This window comes from Ruminococcus sp. (assembly GCF_024691275.1).
In the GTDB taxonomy this organism is placed as follows: Bacteria; Bacillota; Clostridia; order Oscillospirales; family Ruminococcaceae; genus Ruminococcus.
The window spans coordinates 1-17,446 of record NZ_JAILNU010000033.1; the positions used below are offsets into that span (position 1 = coordinate 1).

Consider the following 17,446-nt stretch of genomic DNA (forward strand, 5'->3'; position numbering starts at 1 on the left):
CCTCAGAAAGGATCGTCAGCCTTCGTTGTTTTATACTGTATATATCCCATTTTTGTGTTCTGATCTTGTTTTTGCCTGATATTCTGTGTAATTAGCCCCTCTGCGTTGCTCGCAGAGGGGCTTTGTGGACAGGCTGATATCCCCTTTGCTATAAGCAAAGGGGATATTTGTTTACAGTAGTTTGATGAGTTCATCGCGAACGCCGTCAAGGCGATTATCTGAAAGACCGAAATCCATAGCTTTGTAGCTCCACGCAGCTCTGCCGATGCCGTATTTTTCAAAAACGGAGTTGATAGTTCTGTACCATTTAACGGTATCCTCGGGAGAAACAACGTCTATGCAGCCGTATTCGCCGCAGTAAAGACCGGTTCCGTGCTTTTCAGCCTTAGCGATAGCTGTAGAGAAAAGCTCCTCGAAATACTTTTGAGAAGTTACACTGTCCTCAAAGGGGATACGTTCTTCCGGGTCAATGGCAGTAGTCCAGTATGCGCCCTGATGAGTGAATTTCAAAGGCTCGTAGCAGTGCATATTGTATATAACATTTTCATCGTAAGGAGGATCGAGGAACTGCAGAGTATCGGCACTGTTATTGTGGTAGCTGCCGACAAGAATAAGAATATTCGGAGCTATAGCACGTATCCTGCGGATACATTCTCCTGCGATCCTGTTCCATGCGTCAATGAAAGAAGCATCTGTGACCTCGTTGAGGAGCTCGAAAGCGACTCTTGGTGTCAGAGAGCCATAGCGGCGGGCAACTTCTTCCCAAAGGCGGTAGAAGCGTTCCTGCAATTCGGCACTGTCAAAGAAACCGCTTTCGTTTTCGGCAAAGTAGTCAAAAGAGAAGCCTGCGGTTTTATGGAGGTCAAGGATAGTATTTAGACCATATTTTTCGCAGAACCTCAAAGCGCTGTCGATATAAGCGAAGCCCTCCTCTGAGAAGGTTCCGTCCTGATTTTCGATGATATTATAATCAAATGGGATACGAACGTGATCCACGCCCCATTTTGAGATGATACTGAAATCTTTTTCCTGAATGAAAGAATCGAGGTGCTCTTTTTCGTAATTACATTGCGAAAGCCAGCCGCCAAGATTGATCCCCTTGATGAAGCCGTTTATTTTTTTCATATTATCGCCTCCTATGGTGATATTATAGCACATTAAGTTATAGTGATATACTTGTTTTATGTAAATAATAGTAAATACATGATGTATAAACAAAAAATTATCAAATATGTCTACAAATGACAATAAAGCATTTAATATAATGCCAAACGTAATCGGGATCATATGAAGCGATAACGTTTGAGCTTGTTAAGATGAGGTCGATGATGCTTTACCCCTCATATCAGCAGTAACCTTACGAATGCAGAAAACAGAAACAGCAGCCCCAAAGAGGTGATAGCAGTTTGGGAATGCTGCTGAAGAATGAAATAAAAAAACTCGCAGAAAATATCTGCGAGTCTGGCGCGGATTGAGAGATTTGAACTCTCGCGCCGGTTTCCCGACCTACTCCCTTAGCAGGGGAGCCCCTTCACCACTTGGGTAAATCCGCAAACCGACGAACGAAAGTCCGACGATAAAAAAATTGGCGGAGAGGGTGGGATTCGAACCCACGTGACCGTTAAGTCAAACGGTTTTCAAGACCGCCTCGTTATGACCGCTTCGATACCTCTCCATTTTACATTTTTTAGTGCTGTTTGATTCAGCCATTATATTATATCACAATGAGCGGCAGTTGTCAAGTAAAAATTGAAAAAAATTCTATAAAAATTTTTGTGAAAATAAAAACTCGCAGAAAAATTCCTGCGAGTCTGGCGCGGATTGAGAGATTTGAACTCTCGCGCCGGTTTCCCGACCTACTCCCTTAGCAGGGGAGCCCCTTCACCACTTGGGTAAATCCGCAAACCGACGAACGAAAGTCCGACGATAAATAATTGGCGGAGAGGGTGGGATTCGAACCCACGTGACCGTTAAGTCAAACGGTTTTCAAGACCGCCTCGTTATGACCGCTTCGATACCTCTCCACTTTTGTATTATTTTGTGCTGCTCAATTCAGCTTTTATATTATATCACGGTAATGCATATTTGTCAATAAAAAATTTAGAAAAGCGGTAATAATAAAATTTCAACATTTTTGTGCAAGATGTATATTTGATATATAACTTCAGTCAATAGCCCATAATAATGCATTAAAGATGTAAAAACTTGTAAATTTTTCGGAAAAAATGATAATTTTGAAAAAATATACTTTACATATTCTTGAAATTAGTGTAAAATAGACTGTAGATAAATTTTTGTGAGGTGCTATATGGAACCAAAGTATAAAAGAATATTATTAAAGGTCAGCGGAGAAGCTCTCGCAGGCGAAAATAAGACTGGTCTTAACTATGATGTAGTAACTGATATCTGCAAAAGCATTAAGAAGTGTGCAGATGCGGGCACACAGGTAGGTGTAGTTGTAGGCGGCGGTAACTTCTGGAGAGGCCGTTCCAGCGGAGCTATGGACAGAACACGCGCAGATCATATAGGTATGCTTGCAACAACAATGAATGCACTTGCACTTGCAGATGTTCTTGAGTCTCTTGGCTGCACTGTAAGAGTACAGACAGCTCTTCAGATGTCAGCTATCGCAGAGCCATATATCCGCAACAGAGCTGTAAGGCATCTTGATAAGGGCAGGATCGTTATATTCGGCTGCGGAACAGGAAACCCCTTCTTCTCGACAGATACTGCCGCAGCACTTCGTTCAGTTGAGATAGATGCTGATATTCTCCTCAAGGCAACACTTGTTGACGGAGTATATGACAAGGATCCTCATAAGTATGATGACGCAAAGAAGTATGATACTCTTACATTCTCAAAGGTCATCGGCGAAGATCTCGGCGTAATGGACAGCACAGCTGCTGCAATGTGCCGTGACAATCATATGAAGATGCTTGTATTCGATCTCAGCAGACCTGATAATATCTATGATGCAATTATGGGTGAAAATATCGGAACAGTCGTATCCGAAGACTAATTAACCGAAAGGAATGTAATACTATGAAAGAACAGATGAACATTGCAAAGGAAAAAATGAACAAGAGCCTTAACGCACTCAGCAACGAATTTGCTTCTATACGTGCAGGAAGAGCAAATCCGGGCGTACTCGACAAGATCATGGTAGATTACTACGGAGCAGCAACTCCTGTTAACCAGATGGCAGCTATCTCTGTATCAGAAGCAAGAATACTTGTTATCCAGCCATGGGACAAGTCAACACTCAAGCTCATCGAGAAGGCTATTCAGGCATCTGATATCGGCATCCAGCCTGTAAACGACGGTAATGTTATCCGTCTTGCATTCCCTCAGCTCACAGAGGATCGCCGTAAGGAGCTCTGCAAGAATATCAGAAAGTATGGTGAAGAGTGCAAGGTAACTGTACGTTCTGTCAGACGTGATACTATGGAAAAGTACAAGGCAATGAAGAAGAACTCCGAGATCACAGAGGATGATCTCAAGGATTGCGAGAAGAAGGTACAGGATCTCACAGACAAGATGTGTGCTGACGTTGATAAGATGGTAGCAGACAAGGAAAAAGAGATCATGACTGTTTGATTGGAGAAATATGGCATTTTTCGGAAAAAAGGATAAAACTGAGCTTACGCTGCCCGAGAAGCTTCCCGAGCACGTAGGCTTTATAATGGACGGAAACGGCAGATGGGCAAAAAAGCGCGGTCTGCCCCGTTCCTTCGGTCATCGTGAGGGCGCAAAGAACTTCAAGAAGATAGTCCGCTACTGTAAGGACATCGGACTGAAGAATATCAGCTTCTATGCTTTTTCAACTGAGAACTGGCAGCGTCCTGCCGATGAGGTAAACACTATCATGGAGCTTTTCCGTGATTATATCGTTGATGTAAGAAACTTCCTCAGCGAGAATACCCGCATGGTATTCCTCGGCGACAAAAGCGCATTTGATGAAGATCTTCAGGAGAAGATGAGAAAGCTTGAGGAAGATACTGCCAAATATGACGAGATGACTCTCATGATGGCAGTAAACTACGGCGGACGCAATGAGCTTGCCCATGCAGCGAGAATACTTGCGCAGAAGGCTGTAAACGGCGAGATACGCCCTGAGGATATCAATGAACAGTCTATAGCGAATGAGCTTTACACTAAGGGTATCCCCGACGTTGATCTTGTTATACGTCCCAGCGGCGAGTACAGATTATCTAACTATTTAATATGGCAGTGTGCCTATGCAGAATACTATTTTACAGATGTGCTGTGGCCTGATTTTACTCCTGATGAACTTGACAAGGCTCTTATCGAATTTAGCAACAGACACCGCCGTTTCGGAGGTGTGTGATGCTAACACGTATTATTTCGGGCGCTGTGGGAGCTGTATTACTTGCTGCCGTACTCTTCTTTCATGATACTATAGTACTGCCCATCGCAGTCGCATTCATAATCGCAGTTATGCTCTTTGAGCTTCTCCGAGCAGTAAAGCTCCACAAGTGTCTGCCCATACTTATTGCAGCCGAGGCTTGCGGAATAGCTGTGCCTGTAATGTACGGCATCATGACCAAGCTTACAGTAGACGGACCTGTTGTTCCTCCGCATTATGAGTTCTGCGCATGGCGTTATGCTCACGATTATAATTTATATGCGTTCGGAGCAGTGCTTCTGTGCGCTTTTGTTGTGTTTATCACATGGCTCAGAAATCACAAAGAGATACGCTATGAGCAGGTGTTCTTTGTACTTGCCGTTATGATACTTGTACCGCAGTCAATGACAACTATGGTGCGTATGGAGTGCTATGACCCCGAAAGCGGACTGTTTCTCCTCGTTATGGGACTCTGCGGTGCATGGATTGCTGATACAGGAGCATACTTTTCGGGTGTTGCTCTCGGAAAGCATAAGCTCTGCCCTGAGATAAGCCCTAAGAAGACTATCGAGGGTCTTGTGGGTGGAATCCTCACAACAGCGATCGTTTATACAGTTGCATTTTCATGCTACTACGGCTTTACAGGCAAAAGAGCTGCTGTTGCGTTCATTACGGGAGCTGTATGCGCAGTAATAGGTACTGTGGGCGACCTTTCCGCATCAATGGTAAAGCGTCAGATAGGCTTCAAGGACTACGGCAAGATAATGCCCGGACACGGCGGACTTATGGATCGCTTTGACAGCGTTCTTTTTGTGCTGCCTACATTTTATGTATTCATCAAGGTATTTGGTGTACAATGATATTGCAGGAACGGACTATTCACGGATAGTCCATTTCGCATTTTATAAAGAACTTTTGATATAATATCAAAAGAAAGTAATTTCCATGAAAAGGGGAAAATATAATGAATAAAACAGTGTCGATACTTGGTTCAACGGGTTCTATCGGAACCCAGTCACTTGAGGTGTGTGAAAAGCACGGACTTAAAGTTGTGGCACTTGCCGCTCATAGCAGCATAGATGCTCTTGAGCAGCAGATAAGAAAATTCAGACCTGCATATGCCTGCATTTATAACGAAGAAAAGTACGGCGAACTCAAAAGTCGTATCGCTGACCTGGATGTTGAGCTTTTGTGCGGAATGGAAGGACTTTGCAGGCTTGCATCACTTGAAGAAGCCGATATCGTCCTCAATTCCGTTGTGGGTATGGTTGGACTTCTGCCGACACTTACGGCTATAGAAGCAGGAAAGGATATTGCCCTCGCAAATAAGGAGACCCTTGTTGCAGGCGGCGAGCTCGTAATGGAGGCGGCTGCGAAAAAGGGCGTGAAGATATACCCTGTTGACAGCGAACATTCAGCTATTTTCCAGTGCTTGCAGGGAAACAAGCGCGAGCAGCTCAGTAAGATAATCCTTACAGCCTCGGGCGGACCGTTTTTCGGCAGGAGCTATGACGAGCTGAGAACTGTCACCAAGGCTCAGGCTCTTCGTCACCCCAATTGGGATATGGGCAGCAAGATCACTATCGACTCTGCAACGCTTATGAACAAGGGACTTGAATTCATCGAGGCAAAATGGCTCTTTGACCTTACTCCCGAGCAGATTGAGATCGTGGTGCATCGTCAGAGCGTAGTTCATTCGGCGGTTGAGTATAACGATTACTCTGTCATTGCGCAAATGGGAGTACCTGACATGAAGATCCCGATACAGTATGCTCTGCTGTATCCGAACCGAGTGAGCTGTCCGACAGGCAGACTATCCCTTACGGATTACGGAAAGCTCACCTTTGAAAAGCCCGATTACAAAACATTCAAGTGTTTATCCGCAGCAATAGAAGCCATAAAACGTGGCGGAGCATATCCTTGTCTGGTAAATTCAGCAAACGAAGAAGCAGTACGTGCTTTCCTGAATGACGAGATACAGTTCATAGAGATAGGCGAGACAGTATCGTCTGTACTTGATAAGTTCCCGTCCTCTGAGATAAAAAGCTATGAAGATGTAATGGCAGCAGACAAGGCTGCAAGAGCATATGTCAGGGAACACATTTCCACAAAATAATTTCTTGAAAATGAAAGGATAAGATCATATGGGTATTGTTATAGCTATCCTTATCTTCGGCCTTATAGTCACAGCCCATGAGTTCGGACATTTCGTATGTGCCAAGCTCAGCGGGATACGTGTGCTTGAGTTCTCGGTAGGTATGGGACCAAAGCTTCTGCAAAAAACAAAAGGCGAGACAAAGTATTCTCTCAGGATTCTTCCTTTGGGAGGCTACTGCGCTATGGAGGGAGAAGACTCCACCAACAGCGATCCTCACAGCTTCCGCAATGCAAAGCTGTGGAAGAGAATGATAGTCCTTGCCGCAGGTGCGATGATGAACTTTATTCTCGGATTCATAGCTATTGTTATATGGGTATGCATGATGAGGAATATCGGTTCAATGGTCATAAGCGAATTTGTAAAGACCGATGCCAACGGTACAGTTGCAGAATACTGTGCAGAGAGTTATGAAACAGGACTGCGCAAGGGCGATAAGCTCATCGAGATCGGCGGTACAAGGATATACAGTATCATTGATATCAACTATGCTCTTCATGATGCAAATAAAAACAAGAGCTATACCGTTCTTGTAGAGCGTGACGGAGAAAAGGTAACGCTTGAAAATGTTGTTTTCAATAATAACAGCAATGAGAACGGTAACGATCCGTATGACTTTTATCTTACAGCAAGAAGCAAGAATCCACTGACTATACTGCAAACGTCAGGCGAGACCTTCATGTCCATGACCCATATAATCGGGTTATCGCTGAAACAGATGTTTTCAGGCAAGCTTGAAAAGGAAAATGTATCAGGTCCTGTGGGAGTTGTTACCGCTATAAGCGAATCAACAGAGGATACGGAATCGCTGTCTGAGATAATCTACAATTTCCTGTATATGACGGCACTCATCACCATAAATGTCGGCATATTCAATTTACTTCCTATCCCTGGACTTGACGGCGGAAGACTTCTTTTCTGCTTTATCGAGCTTGTACGCCGCAAACCTGTCAAGCCCGAGCATGAGGGCTATGTTCATCTTGCTGGAATGGCACTTCTCTTCGGCATAATGATATTTGCAACATACAACGACATTGTACGACTTATAAGCGGAGGTTGATATGCCTGAGGTATGTTTGCTTGGAACAGGCGGTATGCTTCCGCTGAAAGACCGCTTCCTTACGAGCTTGTATGCTGAGTATAACGGTAAAACCGTTCTTATCGACTGCGGCGAAGGCACACAGGTAGCTGTCGCAAAGCACGGTCTGAAAATGAGCAAGATAGAGCTGATACTCATTACTCATTGCCATGCCGACCATGTTACGGGACTTCCCGGGCTGCTGCTCTCCATAGGCAACAGCTCGCGTACTCAGCCGCTTGATATAGCAGCTCCGGAGAGCAGCCTGCCCATACTGAGGGCACTGCTCAGCGTCTGCGGAGGACTTCCTTATGAGGTGCGTTTTCACGGACTTCCCGAGGATAAGCCCTTTGAGTTTGCGGCTGATATGATAGATCCTATGCTGAGAATAAAGACTTTGCCGCTTTCTCACAGAGTGAGCTGCGTAGGATACAGCCTGTGTCTGGAACGCCGTGCTGTTTTTGATCCCGCAAAGGCTAAGGAGCTGGGAGTGCCCGTGGAGCATTGGAAAAAGCTGCACAGCGGCGAAGCAGTTGTACTCGCTGACGGCAGGAAGATCGTTCCCGAAGACGTAACGGGAGAAAAGCGCTCTCCCATAAAAATAACATATACGACAGATACACTTCCTGTAGATGATATAGCTGCATTTGCAGAAAAATCGGATCTTTTCATATGCGAGGGAATGTACGGAAAGTTTGAAAAGAAGGAGTCGATGAACGAAAAGCATCATATGCTTATGCAGGATGCCTGTGATATTGCAAAAAGAGCGGGAGCAAGGCAGCTCTGGCTCACGCACTACAGTCCTGCCGAAAAAGCCCCTTCTGTTTATGAAGATGAACTGAGAGCGATATTTCCCGAGACCGTCATAACCGAAGACGGAAGAAAGCTCTCACTTTGATATACATGAAATGATAGGAGGATAATCATGAGAAATGTCAGACCCGTAAAGGTAGGGAACTGTGTCCTCGACGGAAAACATATATACATACAGTCGATGTTAAATGCCCGTTCGGACGATATCGAGGGCAGTGTAAAGCAGGCTGCGGAGCTTGAAAAGGCAGGCTGTGAGATAATCCGTGCAGCTATTCCGAACATGGAAGCTGTAAGGCTTATACCTGCGATCAAGGAGGCAGTAAAGATACCGCTGGTTGCTGATATCCACTTTGACTATAAGCTGGCACTGGAATCCGCTGCAGCAGGAGTTGACAAGATACGCATAAATCCCGGTAATATCGGTGGCATGGACAGAGTAAAGGCAGTCGTGGACGCTTGCAGAGAAAGGAATATCCCTATTCGTATCGGTGTGAATTCGGGCTCTCTTGAAAAGGAGATACTTGCGAAGTACGGTTCTCCGACTCCCGAAGCACTTGTGGAGAGTGCAATGACTCATGCAGCTATGCTTGAGCATTTTGACTTTAACGATATAGTTATCTCGATCAAGTCGTCCGACGTAAACAAGATGATAGCTTCATACAGACTTGCGGCTGAAAAGTGTAATTATCCGCTTCATCTCGGAGTTACCGAAGCAGGAACGGAGCGCATGGGACTTATCAAGTCGTCTATCGGAATAGGTTCGCTTCTGTGTGACGGCATCGGCGAGACCATACGTGTATCTCTTACCGATGATCCTGTCCGTGAGATAGCAGCTGCAAAGGATATCCTCAAAAGCATCGGCAAGCGCGGAGGAGTAAGGATAGTTTCATGTCCTACCTGCGGCAGAACACGTATCGATCTTGTTAAGGCAGCAAAAATGGTGGAAGAAGCTGTCAAGGACATGGACAAGGATATCACAGTTGCAGTTATGGGCTGTATCGTAAACGGTCCGGGAGAAGCAAGAGAGGCTGATGTAGGGATCGCAGGCGGTGACGGCTGTGCTATAATTTTCAAAAAGGACGGCACTCAGCGCAAGATAAGTGAAGATGCGATAGTGCCCGAGCTTCTTGCTGAGATAGAAAAACTCTGATAAGCTTATCAATATACTTTTAATGAGATAAAGCAATGAAATACACAAAGGAAAACGAAAAAGAGTACTACGATCAAAAGCTTATAAATGATACCTTTAAGGACGAGAAAAAAAGCCGCATAAGATTGACTGGACAGAGTATATATTATCGTTTTTGGGTATGCCTTTAGGATTTATTGTAACAGATATCATAGGACTTGAAGAGCTTATCGGTAATAAATTCCTTAGATATACGACTGAGGTTTTTATATTAGTCATTGGAATTGCTGTAGTGAATATAATTGCTGCGAGTTTTAAAAAACTGATGACCAAGAAATAATTAGCGGCAGATCATATCTGTCAGTGATGAATTTTAAAAAGGACGTTGATCAATGCAGATAAAAATATCCGAATTTCTCAAAGATTTTACCACCGAGCTGCCCGAGAGCATTCTCGGCGGAGAGATATTCAAGCTGACATATACAGAAAATCTTGAGAATATCCGTTTTCATGTTCATTTTGATGAGCTTGTTCCCAGTGATGATATCTTTGCCTTTGAAAAATCAGTCGAGACAGCCATAAAGGTAGAGCAGGTGAGACTTGCACCACGTTATCCGTCTGAAAAATTCGGCATGGACTGCTACGGCGAGCTTTTGAAGCTTTTAAAGCGTGATATTCCCGTAGTCAACGGCTTCCTTGACGATGCTGAGGTCACACTCGGAAACGGGGAGCTTCGCATAAAGATAGTTCACGGCGGTAGGGAGATACTTGACAGATACAATTTCTGCATATACTTTTCGAGGCTGATATATAATCAGTTCGGTGTCCGCGTGAAGGTGCTCCTTGACGGCGAGAGCAACGTCAGTGAGCAGCAGTTCGATGAGATGATAGAGCGTCTCGAAGCTGATATGCCCGACTACAGCAGTCAGCTCATTCCCGCCAAGACTCCTGACGAGATAAAGGCAGAGGAAATGAAGTCGGTAATACCTACGACCACGCTTGATGTAACAGCACTGGATAAGGATTTTGATGCGGAATCCGCGGAGATAGTCAAGGGCAGAGCTATTCGAGAGAAGCCCATACCCATATGTGAAGCAGTTCAGCATCTTGGCGAAAAAGTTGTCGTAGTGGGAGATGTTTTTGCAAGCGAGCTGAAGGAAGTCCGCAACGAGAAAACAGTTGTCACATACGATATCACAGACTACAGCGGCTCACTCAAAATAAAGATATTTGCGAAGAACGAGGAAGTCGAGGAAATGAAGCTTGGCTCCATAAAAAGCGGAGCTACGCTTCTTGTTTCGGGGAAGCTGGACTATGATTCCTATGCCCGTGACATCGTTATATCTGCAAATTCTCTTATCAAGGTCAAGCGCATACCGAAAATGGACAACTATCCCGAAAAGCGTGTTGAGCTCCACTGCCATAGTAATATGTCGGCAATGGACGCTGTTACCGATCCTGTAACTCTCATTAACAGAGCGGCAAGTTGGGGACATCAGGCAATGGCAATAACCGATCACGGAAACGTACAGGCTTTCCCTGATTGTATGTATAATATGCCTAAGAACTTCAAGGTCATATACGGCATGGAGGCATATGTTGTAAATGATATTGAGCGTGATATGGTAGTCTACGGCGACGATGACCGTTCCTACGATGAAGAGATAATTGTTTTCGACGTTGAGACAACAGGTCTGAGTTTCCGCAACGATCGACTTACCGAGATAGGAGCTGTCAAGCTCAGAAATATGCAGGTAGTTGATGACTTCAACACCAAAGTCAACCCCGGATTCCATATCCCAGAGAAGATAACAGAGCTTACAGGCATAAGTGATGCAGACGTTGAAAATGCTCCCGATGAGGCAGAAGCGCTTCGTATGTTCATGGAGTTCTGCGGTGACAAGCCAGTACTCGTAGCTCATAACGCACGTTACGACACAAACATGATCAATCAGGTCTGCAAGCGAAACAACATCGACTTCAGGTACACATGGATAGATACACTTGTAATGTGCCAGTCCATGCTTCCCGAAATGGGAAGGCATAAGCTCAACCTTGTTGCAAAGCAGCTCAAACTCGGAAAGTTCGACCACCACCGCGCATCAGATGACGCGCTGATGCTTGCGAAGATATACATAGAGCTTATCGGCAGACTAAAAAGCGATAGAGGATTCAAGACTATACAGCAGCTGAATATCCTCGTTGATGAGATCAAGACAAAGAAACTGAAAAGTTACCATTTTATCATACTTGTCCGCAATCAGGCAGGACTTAAAAATCTCTACAGGCTTGTATCGCTCAGCAACCTTGAATACTTCTACAAGCGACCGCTTATCCCGAAGTCGAAACTTATCGAGCACCGTGAGGGACTTATCTACGGAAGCGCCTGTGAAGCAGGAGAACTTTTTCAGGCTATCCTTGATATCCGAGATCAGGATTATATCGACAATCTTGCGAAGTTCTTCGACTATCTTGAGATACAGCCTATAGGGAATAACGAATTCATGGTGCGGGACGGAGTTGCAAGAGACGATGAGGAACTGCGTGATTTCAACCGTGAAGTAGTGGCTCTCGGCGACAGGCTCGGAATACCGACTTGTGCTACCTGTGACGTGCATTTTATAGATCCCAAGGATGCGATTTACCGTAAGATCATCCTTGCAAGCATGGGCTTCAAGGACTCTGAGGAGCAGGCTCCGCTTTATCTGAGGACTACAGAGGAGATGTTAGCGGAATTCGAGTATCTCGGCGAGGACAAGGCTCGGGAGGTCGTTATAAAGAATACCAATGATATCGCCGATCAGATAGAAGTTGTCAGACCTATCCCGAAGGGCACATTCACTCCAACTATCGACGGTGCAGAGGAGGAGCTCGTTAAGATAACCCATGACAAGGCTTATGAGATATACGGCAATCCGCTTCCTGAGCTTGTTGAGAAGCGTCTTGACCGTGAGCTGTCCTCAATTATCAAACATGGATTCTCAGTACTCTACATCATTGCCCAGAAGCTTGTATGGAACTCCGTTGACAATGGTTATCTTGTAGGTTCGAGAGGCTCTGTCGGCTCGTCCTTCGTAGCTTCTATGGCAGGTATCTCGGAAGTTAATCCGCTTCCACCCCACTATGTCTGCCCTAACTGCAAGCACAGCGAGTTCCTGCTGGACGGTGTTTACGGTTCGGGATTTGACCTTCCGCCAAAGAAATGTCCCGACTGCGGCAAGGATATGAACCGCGACGGACATGATATCCCATTCGAGACCTTCCTCGGTTTCGACGGCGATAAAGCGCCTGATATCGACCTTAACTTCTCCGATGAATACCAGTTCTGGGCGCACAGATATACGGAAAAGCTGTTTGGAAAGTCAAACGTTTTCAAAGCAGGAACTATTTCCGTTGTAGCTGAAAAAACCGCATACGGTTACGTAAAAAAATACTGCGAGGACAAGGGAATAACACTTAACAACGCTGAAATGACCCGACTGGCTATCGGCTGTACGGGCATAAAGAAGACCACAGGTCAGCACCCTGGAGGAATGGTCGTTGTGCCGTCGGACTACGACGTTTATGACTTCACCCCCGTTCAGCACCCCGCTGATACGGCAGATTCTGAGATAATCACCACTCATTTCACGTTCAACTCCCTCCACGATACTATTCTTAAACTTGATGAGCTGGGACACGTTGTTCCGACTCTTTACAAGCATCTTGAAGACCTTACGGGCATAAAGATAAAGGACGTTCCAACGTCCGACCCTGATGTTATACGTATGTGTACAAACTGCGATGTACTGGGAGTAACTCCCGAGGACATTTACTGCAAGACGGGAAGTCTCGGTATACCTGAAATGGGTACGGGCTTTACCATACAGATGCTGCTGGACGCAAAGCCTACGAAGTTCAGCGACTTTTTGCAGATCTCGGGACTTTCACACGGTACAGACGTTTGGCTGGGCAACGCGAAGGATCTTATCGACAACGGCGTATGTACCATTTCTGACGTTATCGGTACTCGTGACTCTATTATGACCTATCTCCTGTACAAGGGAGTAGAGCCGAAAATGGCGTTCCAGATAATGGAGTGGACGCGAAAGGGAAAAGCTCCGAAGCAGTTCACCCCTGAGATAATACAGATGCTTAGGGATCACAATGTACCCGAATGGTATATAGAGAGCTGTCTGAAGATCAAGTATATGTTCCCGAAGGCTCACGCTGCCGCATACGTTATCGCAGCTATAAAGCTGGGCTGGTTCAAGCTGCATATGCCGCTGGAATACTATGCTACATACTTCTCTGTCCGCGGTGAGGACTTCGACGCAGAGCTCGCAATAAAGGGCATCGGAGCTGTTCGTGCTAAGATCGAGGAGATCAAGGCTCTCGGCAACGACAAGACCAACAAGGACAGTGCCCTTTATGATATCCTGCTCATCACAAACGAGATGATGTCAAGAGGCTACGAGTTCCTGCCCATAGACCTGTTCAAGTCTCATGCAACGGATTACCTTGTAGAGGACGGCAAGCTGAGAATACCGTTCTCTGCTATGAGCGGCGTCGGAGACAACGCTGCAAAGGGCATATATGACGCTGTTCAGAAGGGCGGATTCATGTCAATCGAGGAGTTCCAGCAGGAGAGCGGTGCGTCAAAAACAACAATCGACCTGTTGAAAAGTATAGGTGCATTTGGTGATTTGCCCGAATCCACACAGATGTCGTTCTTTTAACTTGACTTTCTTTTAGTAATATGTTATCATATTATCATGTTAGCAGACTAAAGTGATTAGACCGAGGAGGTTCAATTATGAAAAACTATGATCTTATCACTCCCGAAGGCACAAAAGACCTGCTTTTCGGCGAGTGTATCGTCAGAAGAAATATAGAAAACACACTCATGGGGCTTTTCAAGAGCCGCGGCTACAGTGAGACAATCACTCCGGGACTTGAGTTCTATGACGTATTCAACCTTAATTCACGCTATTTTCCGCAGGAAAACCTTTACAAGCTCACTGACAGCAAGGGCAGACTGCTTGTAATGCGTCCCGATACAACAATGCCGATCGCAAGAATAGTTGCGACTCGTCTGAGAGATGCAGCTCTTCCTCTAAAGCTTTGCTATGCGCAGGCTGTATATACCACCGAGCCTTCACTCAAGGGCAGAAGTGACGAGGTAGTACAGGCAGGTATCGAGCTTATAGGCTCACAGCTTAAAATGGCTGACCTTGAAGTAATATCCACAGCAGTTGATTCGCTCAGCTCCTTTGGCATGGAGTTTTCACTCGAACTCGGTCATATCGGCATTTTCAAGGAGCTTGTAGGAAAGCTTGACGCTTCCGACAAGGACAAGGAAAATATCAGAAAGCTTATTGAAAACAAGAATTTCCCTGCGCTCAATGATCTGCTTGACAGCTTCGGCAATTCTCCTGTTACCAATGCACTCAAAAAGCTTCCAGCGCTCTTTGGCGGCGAGGAGGTATTCGAGAAGGCTGAGGAGCTCATGCCTGATGAGAATATCAAGCGTATCCTTGACGAGCTGAGAGATATCTATACGGACGCTTCTGAGCTTTGCGGCGATGAGGGCACTATAACTGTTGATCTCGGACTTGTCAACAAGACAGACTACTATACAGGTCTTATCATAAAGGGCTATTTGCAGGGACACGGCGAGGAAGTCCTTTCAGGCGGACGTTATGACAGGCTCATCTCAGAGTTCGGCTATGACGTTCCTGCTGTAGGCTTTGCAGTAAACATCAATGCAGTTGCAAAGCTCATGGAAAAGAGCGATGTACTTCCTGCCGAGCCAAAGGCTGACGTTATCGTGTTCGCCGAGGAAGGCTGCGAGGTAGCAGCTATCAAGGCAGCCCGCGAGCTTCGTGAGCAGGGACTTGTCGTTGAGAACGCATTGTTTGACGACATCGAGAGCGTCCGTGAGTATGCGATGGAAAAGAAGATCGCAAAGGTAGTAGTAATTGACGGAGAAAGCAAGGAGGTCATGATATGAACAAGCCTATCAGAATAGCTCTTACAAAGGGCAGGCTCGAAAAGGACACAGTAGGACTCCTTGAAAAGCTTGGATTTGACTGCACAGCAGTCCGCGAAAAGGGCAGAAAGCTTATACTTCCCGTACCCGATGCAAACCTTGAAGTAGTTCTTGCAAAGGCAAACGACGTTATCACATATGTCGAGCACGGTGTGTGCGACATGGGCGTTGTGGGCAAGGACACTATCATGGAGATGAAGGGCAAGTTCTACGAGCTTGTTGATCTCGGATTCGGAAAGTGCAAGTTTGCACTCGCAACAAAGAAGGGTTACGACTTCTACAGCGGCTACGGCATAAAGACTATCGCAACAAAGTATCCTAACGTTGCAAGAAGCTTTTTTGAGAAGAAGGGCATGGATACCGAGATCATCAAGATCGAGGGTTCAGTAGAGCTTGCACCGCTTCTGGAGCTTGCCGACGGTATCGTGGATATCGTTGAGACAGGTACTACTCTCAGGGAAAACGGACTTGAAGTCATTGAGGACGTTGCACCTATTTCTGCAAGACTTATCGCAAACACTGTCAGTCTCAAAATGAGACATGCTGAAATAGACAGACTTATCACACTTATAGAGGAGAATCTTTGATGAAGAAAATATTTGCAAACGGTACTGATGAAGTGGCATTCCTCGCTGATCTTAAAAAGAGAAGCGGCGAGACAAACAAGAAGGTCACTGAAGTTGTATCCGAGATAATAGAGAATGTAAAGAATAACGGCGATAAGGCTGTAAAGGATTATACTCTTAAATTCGACGGTAATTTACCGCAGTATTACGAAGTTCCGCGCGAGGTCATCAATGACGCTCTTACAGAAGCAGATCAGGAGTTCGTTGATGCACTTCTCAATGCTCAGGAGAATATCGCAGACTTCCACCAGAGACAGGTGGAGCAGAGCTTCATATCACCAAAGAAGAATGGCGTTATCATGGGACAGAGAGTACGCGGACTGCACAGAGTAGGACTTTACGTTCCGGGCGGTACAGCTGCATATCCTTCAAGCGTTCTCATGAACGCTATCCCTGCAAAGATCGCAGGCGTTGAGGAGATAATAATGGTAACACCTCCGCTGAAGGACGGTACACCAAACAAGGATATCCTCGTTGCAGCAGCTATCTGCGGCGTGGACAGAGTGTTTCTCTCTGGCGGCGCACAGGCTATTGCAGCACTTGCTTACGGTACAGAGGAGATACCGAAGTGCGACAAGATAGTAGGACCAGGAAATATCTACGTAGCAACTGCTAAGAAGCTTCTTTACGGCATAGTTGATATCGACATGATAGCAGGTCCGAGTGAGATACTTGTTATTGCTGACGATACAGCAAACCCCAAGTTTGCGGCTGCCGATCTTATGTCACAGGCAGAGCACGATGTGCTTGCTTCTGCTATAATGGTAACTACCAGCGAGAAGCTCGCTGACGAGACTATCAAGGAGATAGACCGCCAGAAGGAGTACCTCTCCAGAAAGAATATAATCGAGAAGTCCCTTGAGGATTACGGCGCAATAATCATTGCTGACAGCCGTGAAAAGTGCGTAGAGCTTGCTAACGAGATAGCGCCCGAGCACCTTGAAGTACTCATGGAGAACCCGTTCGAGCTTCTCGGCAGCCTTGACAATGCAGGTTCGATATTCCTCGGAAACTATGCTTCTGAGCCTCTCGGTGACTACTATGCAGGTCCTAACCATGTTCTCCCCACAAGCGGTACAGCTCGTTTCTTCTCACCTCTCGGCGTTGCAAGCTTTACAAAGCGCACAGCTTACACATATTACACTGAGGAAGCACTCAGACAGGCTAAGGAAGATATTGTACTTATCGCAGAGCGCGAGGGACTTACAGCTCACGCAAATGCTATCAAGGTAAGATTTGAATAATAAA

General features: G+C 45.7%; 13 protein-coding genes and 4 tRNA genes. 12 read left to right on the forward strand and 5 right to left on the reverse strand.

Annotated elements, in window-relative coordinates; genetic code table 11:
- Positions 1-171 precede the first annotated feature (171 nt).
- From K6G33_RS03965 to K6G33_RS03985, 5 genes are all read right to left on the reverse strand, one after another.
- Complete coding sequence (locus tag K6G33_RS03965) at positions 172-1,125, reverse strand: cellulase family glycosylhydrolase (protein ID WP_296776527.1); 954 nt, start codon at positions 1,123-1,125, stop codon at positions 172-174.
- Between the two features lie 337 nt (positions 1,126-1,462).
- Positions 1,463-1,552: transfer RNA gene (locus K6G33_RS03970), tRNA-Ser, on the reverse strand.
- Positions 1,553-1,586: 34 nt separating this feature from the next.
- Positions 1,587-1,675 (reverse strand) — tRNA-Ser (locus tag K6G33_RS03975).
- Between the two features lie 137 nt (positions 1,676-1,812).
- Positions 1,813-1,902: transfer RNA gene (locus tag K6G33_RS03980), tRNA-Ser, on the reverse strand.
- Positions 1,903-1,935: 33 nt separating this feature from the next.
- A tRNA-Ser gene (locus K6G33_RS03985) sits at positions 1,936-2,024 on the reverse strand.
- Positions 2,025-2,308: 284 nt separating this feature from the next.
- Between K6G33_RS03985 and pyrH the strand changes: the two genes are divergently transcribed.
- The 12 genes from pyrH to hisD all read left to right on the forward strand — a co-directional run bounded on the left by pyrH (position 2,309) and on the right by hisD (position 17,442).
- Positions 2,309-3,019: a UMP kinase gene (gene pyrH, locus K6G33_RS03990; RefSeq protein ID WP_296776529.1), complete on the forward strand. Its 711-nt coding sequence runs from the start codon at positions 2,309-2,311 to the stop codon at positions 3,017-3,019.
- Between the two features lie 23 nt (positions 3,020-3,042).
- Positions 3,043-3,597, forward strand: coding sequence for a ribosome recycling factor (gene frr / locus K6G33_RS03995; RefSeq protein ID WP_296776531.1), 555 nt, complete (start codon positions 3,043-3,045; stop codon positions 3,595-3,597).
- 10 nt (positions 3,598-3,607) lie between these two features.
- On the forward strand, positions 3,608-4,348 hold the full coding sequence (gene uppS / locus K6G33_RS04000) for a polyprenyl diphosphate synthase (RefSeq protein ID WP_296776532.1): 741 nt from the start codon (positions 3,608-3,610) through the stop codon (positions 4,346-4,348).
- The gene (locus tag K6G33_RS04005) at positions 4,348-5,226 is read left to right on the forward strand and encodes a phosphatidate cytidylyltransferase (RefSeq protein WP_296776534.1); all 879 of its coding nucleotides are present in this window, start codon (positions 4,348-4,350) and stop codon (positions 5,224-5,226) included. The genes uppS and K6G33_RS04005 overlap by 1 nt, the downstream gene beginning before the upstream one ends.
- A 104-nt stretch (positions 5,227-5,330) precedes the next feature.
- A complete protein-coding gene (locus K6G33_RS04010) occupies positions 5,331-6,482 on the forward strand; it encodes a 1-deoxy-D-xylulose-5-phosphate reductoisomerase (protein ID WP_296776536.1) in 1,152 nt (383 codons plus the stop codon).
- A gap of 28 nt (positions 6,483-6,510) precedes the next feature.
- Positions 6,511-7,581: an RIP metalloprotease gene (locus K6G33_RS04015; protein WP_296776539.1), complete on the forward strand. Its 1,071-nt coding sequence runs from the start codon at positions 6,511-6,513 to the stop codon at positions 7,579-7,581.
- Position 7,582: 1 nt separating this feature from the next.
- On the forward strand, positions 7,583-8,497 hold the full coding sequence (locus tag K6G33_RS04020) for a ribonuclease Z (RefSeq protein WP_296776541.1): 915 nt from the start codon (positions 7,583-7,585) through the stop codon (positions 8,495-8,497).
- A 27-nt stretch (positions 8,498-8,524) separates the two neighbouring features.
- A complete protein-coding gene (ispG, locus tag K6G33_RS04025) occupies positions 8,525-9,562 on the forward strand; it encodes a flavodoxin-dependent (E)-4-hydroxy-3-methylbut-2-enyl-diphosphate synthase (RefSeq protein WP_296776543.1) in 1,038 nt (345 codons plus the stop codon).
- 371 nt (positions 9,563-9,933) lie between these two features.
- Positions 9,934-14,259 (forward strand): PolC-type DNA polymerase III, encoded by a 4,326-nt coding sequence (locus tag K6G33_RS04030; protein WP_296776545.1) that lies wholly within the window; start codon positions 9,934-9,936, stop codon positions 14,257-14,259.
- Between the two features lie 77 nt (positions 14,260-14,336).
- Positions 14,337-15,533, forward strand: coding sequence for an ATP phosphoribosyltransferase regulatory subunit (gene hisZ, locus K6G33_RS04035; protein ID WP_296776547.1), 1,197 nt, complete (start codon positions 14,337-14,339; stop codon positions 15,531-15,533).
- A complete protein-coding gene (hisG, locus tag K6G33_RS04040) occupies positions 15,530-16,159 on the forward strand; it encodes an ATP phosphoribosyltransferase (RefSeq protein WP_173449593.1) in 630 nt (209 codons plus the stop codon). Before hisZ ends, hisG begins: the two co-directional genes overlap by 4 nt.
- On the forward strand, positions 16,159-17,442 hold the full coding sequence (gene hisD, locus K6G33_RS04045) for a histidinol dehydrogenase (protein ID WP_296776550.1): 1,284 nt from the start codon (positions 16,159-16,161) through the stop codon (positions 17,440-17,442). The genes hisG and hisD overlap by 1 nt, the downstream gene beginning before the upstream one ends.
- Positions 17,443-17,446: the final 4 nt, after the last annotated feature.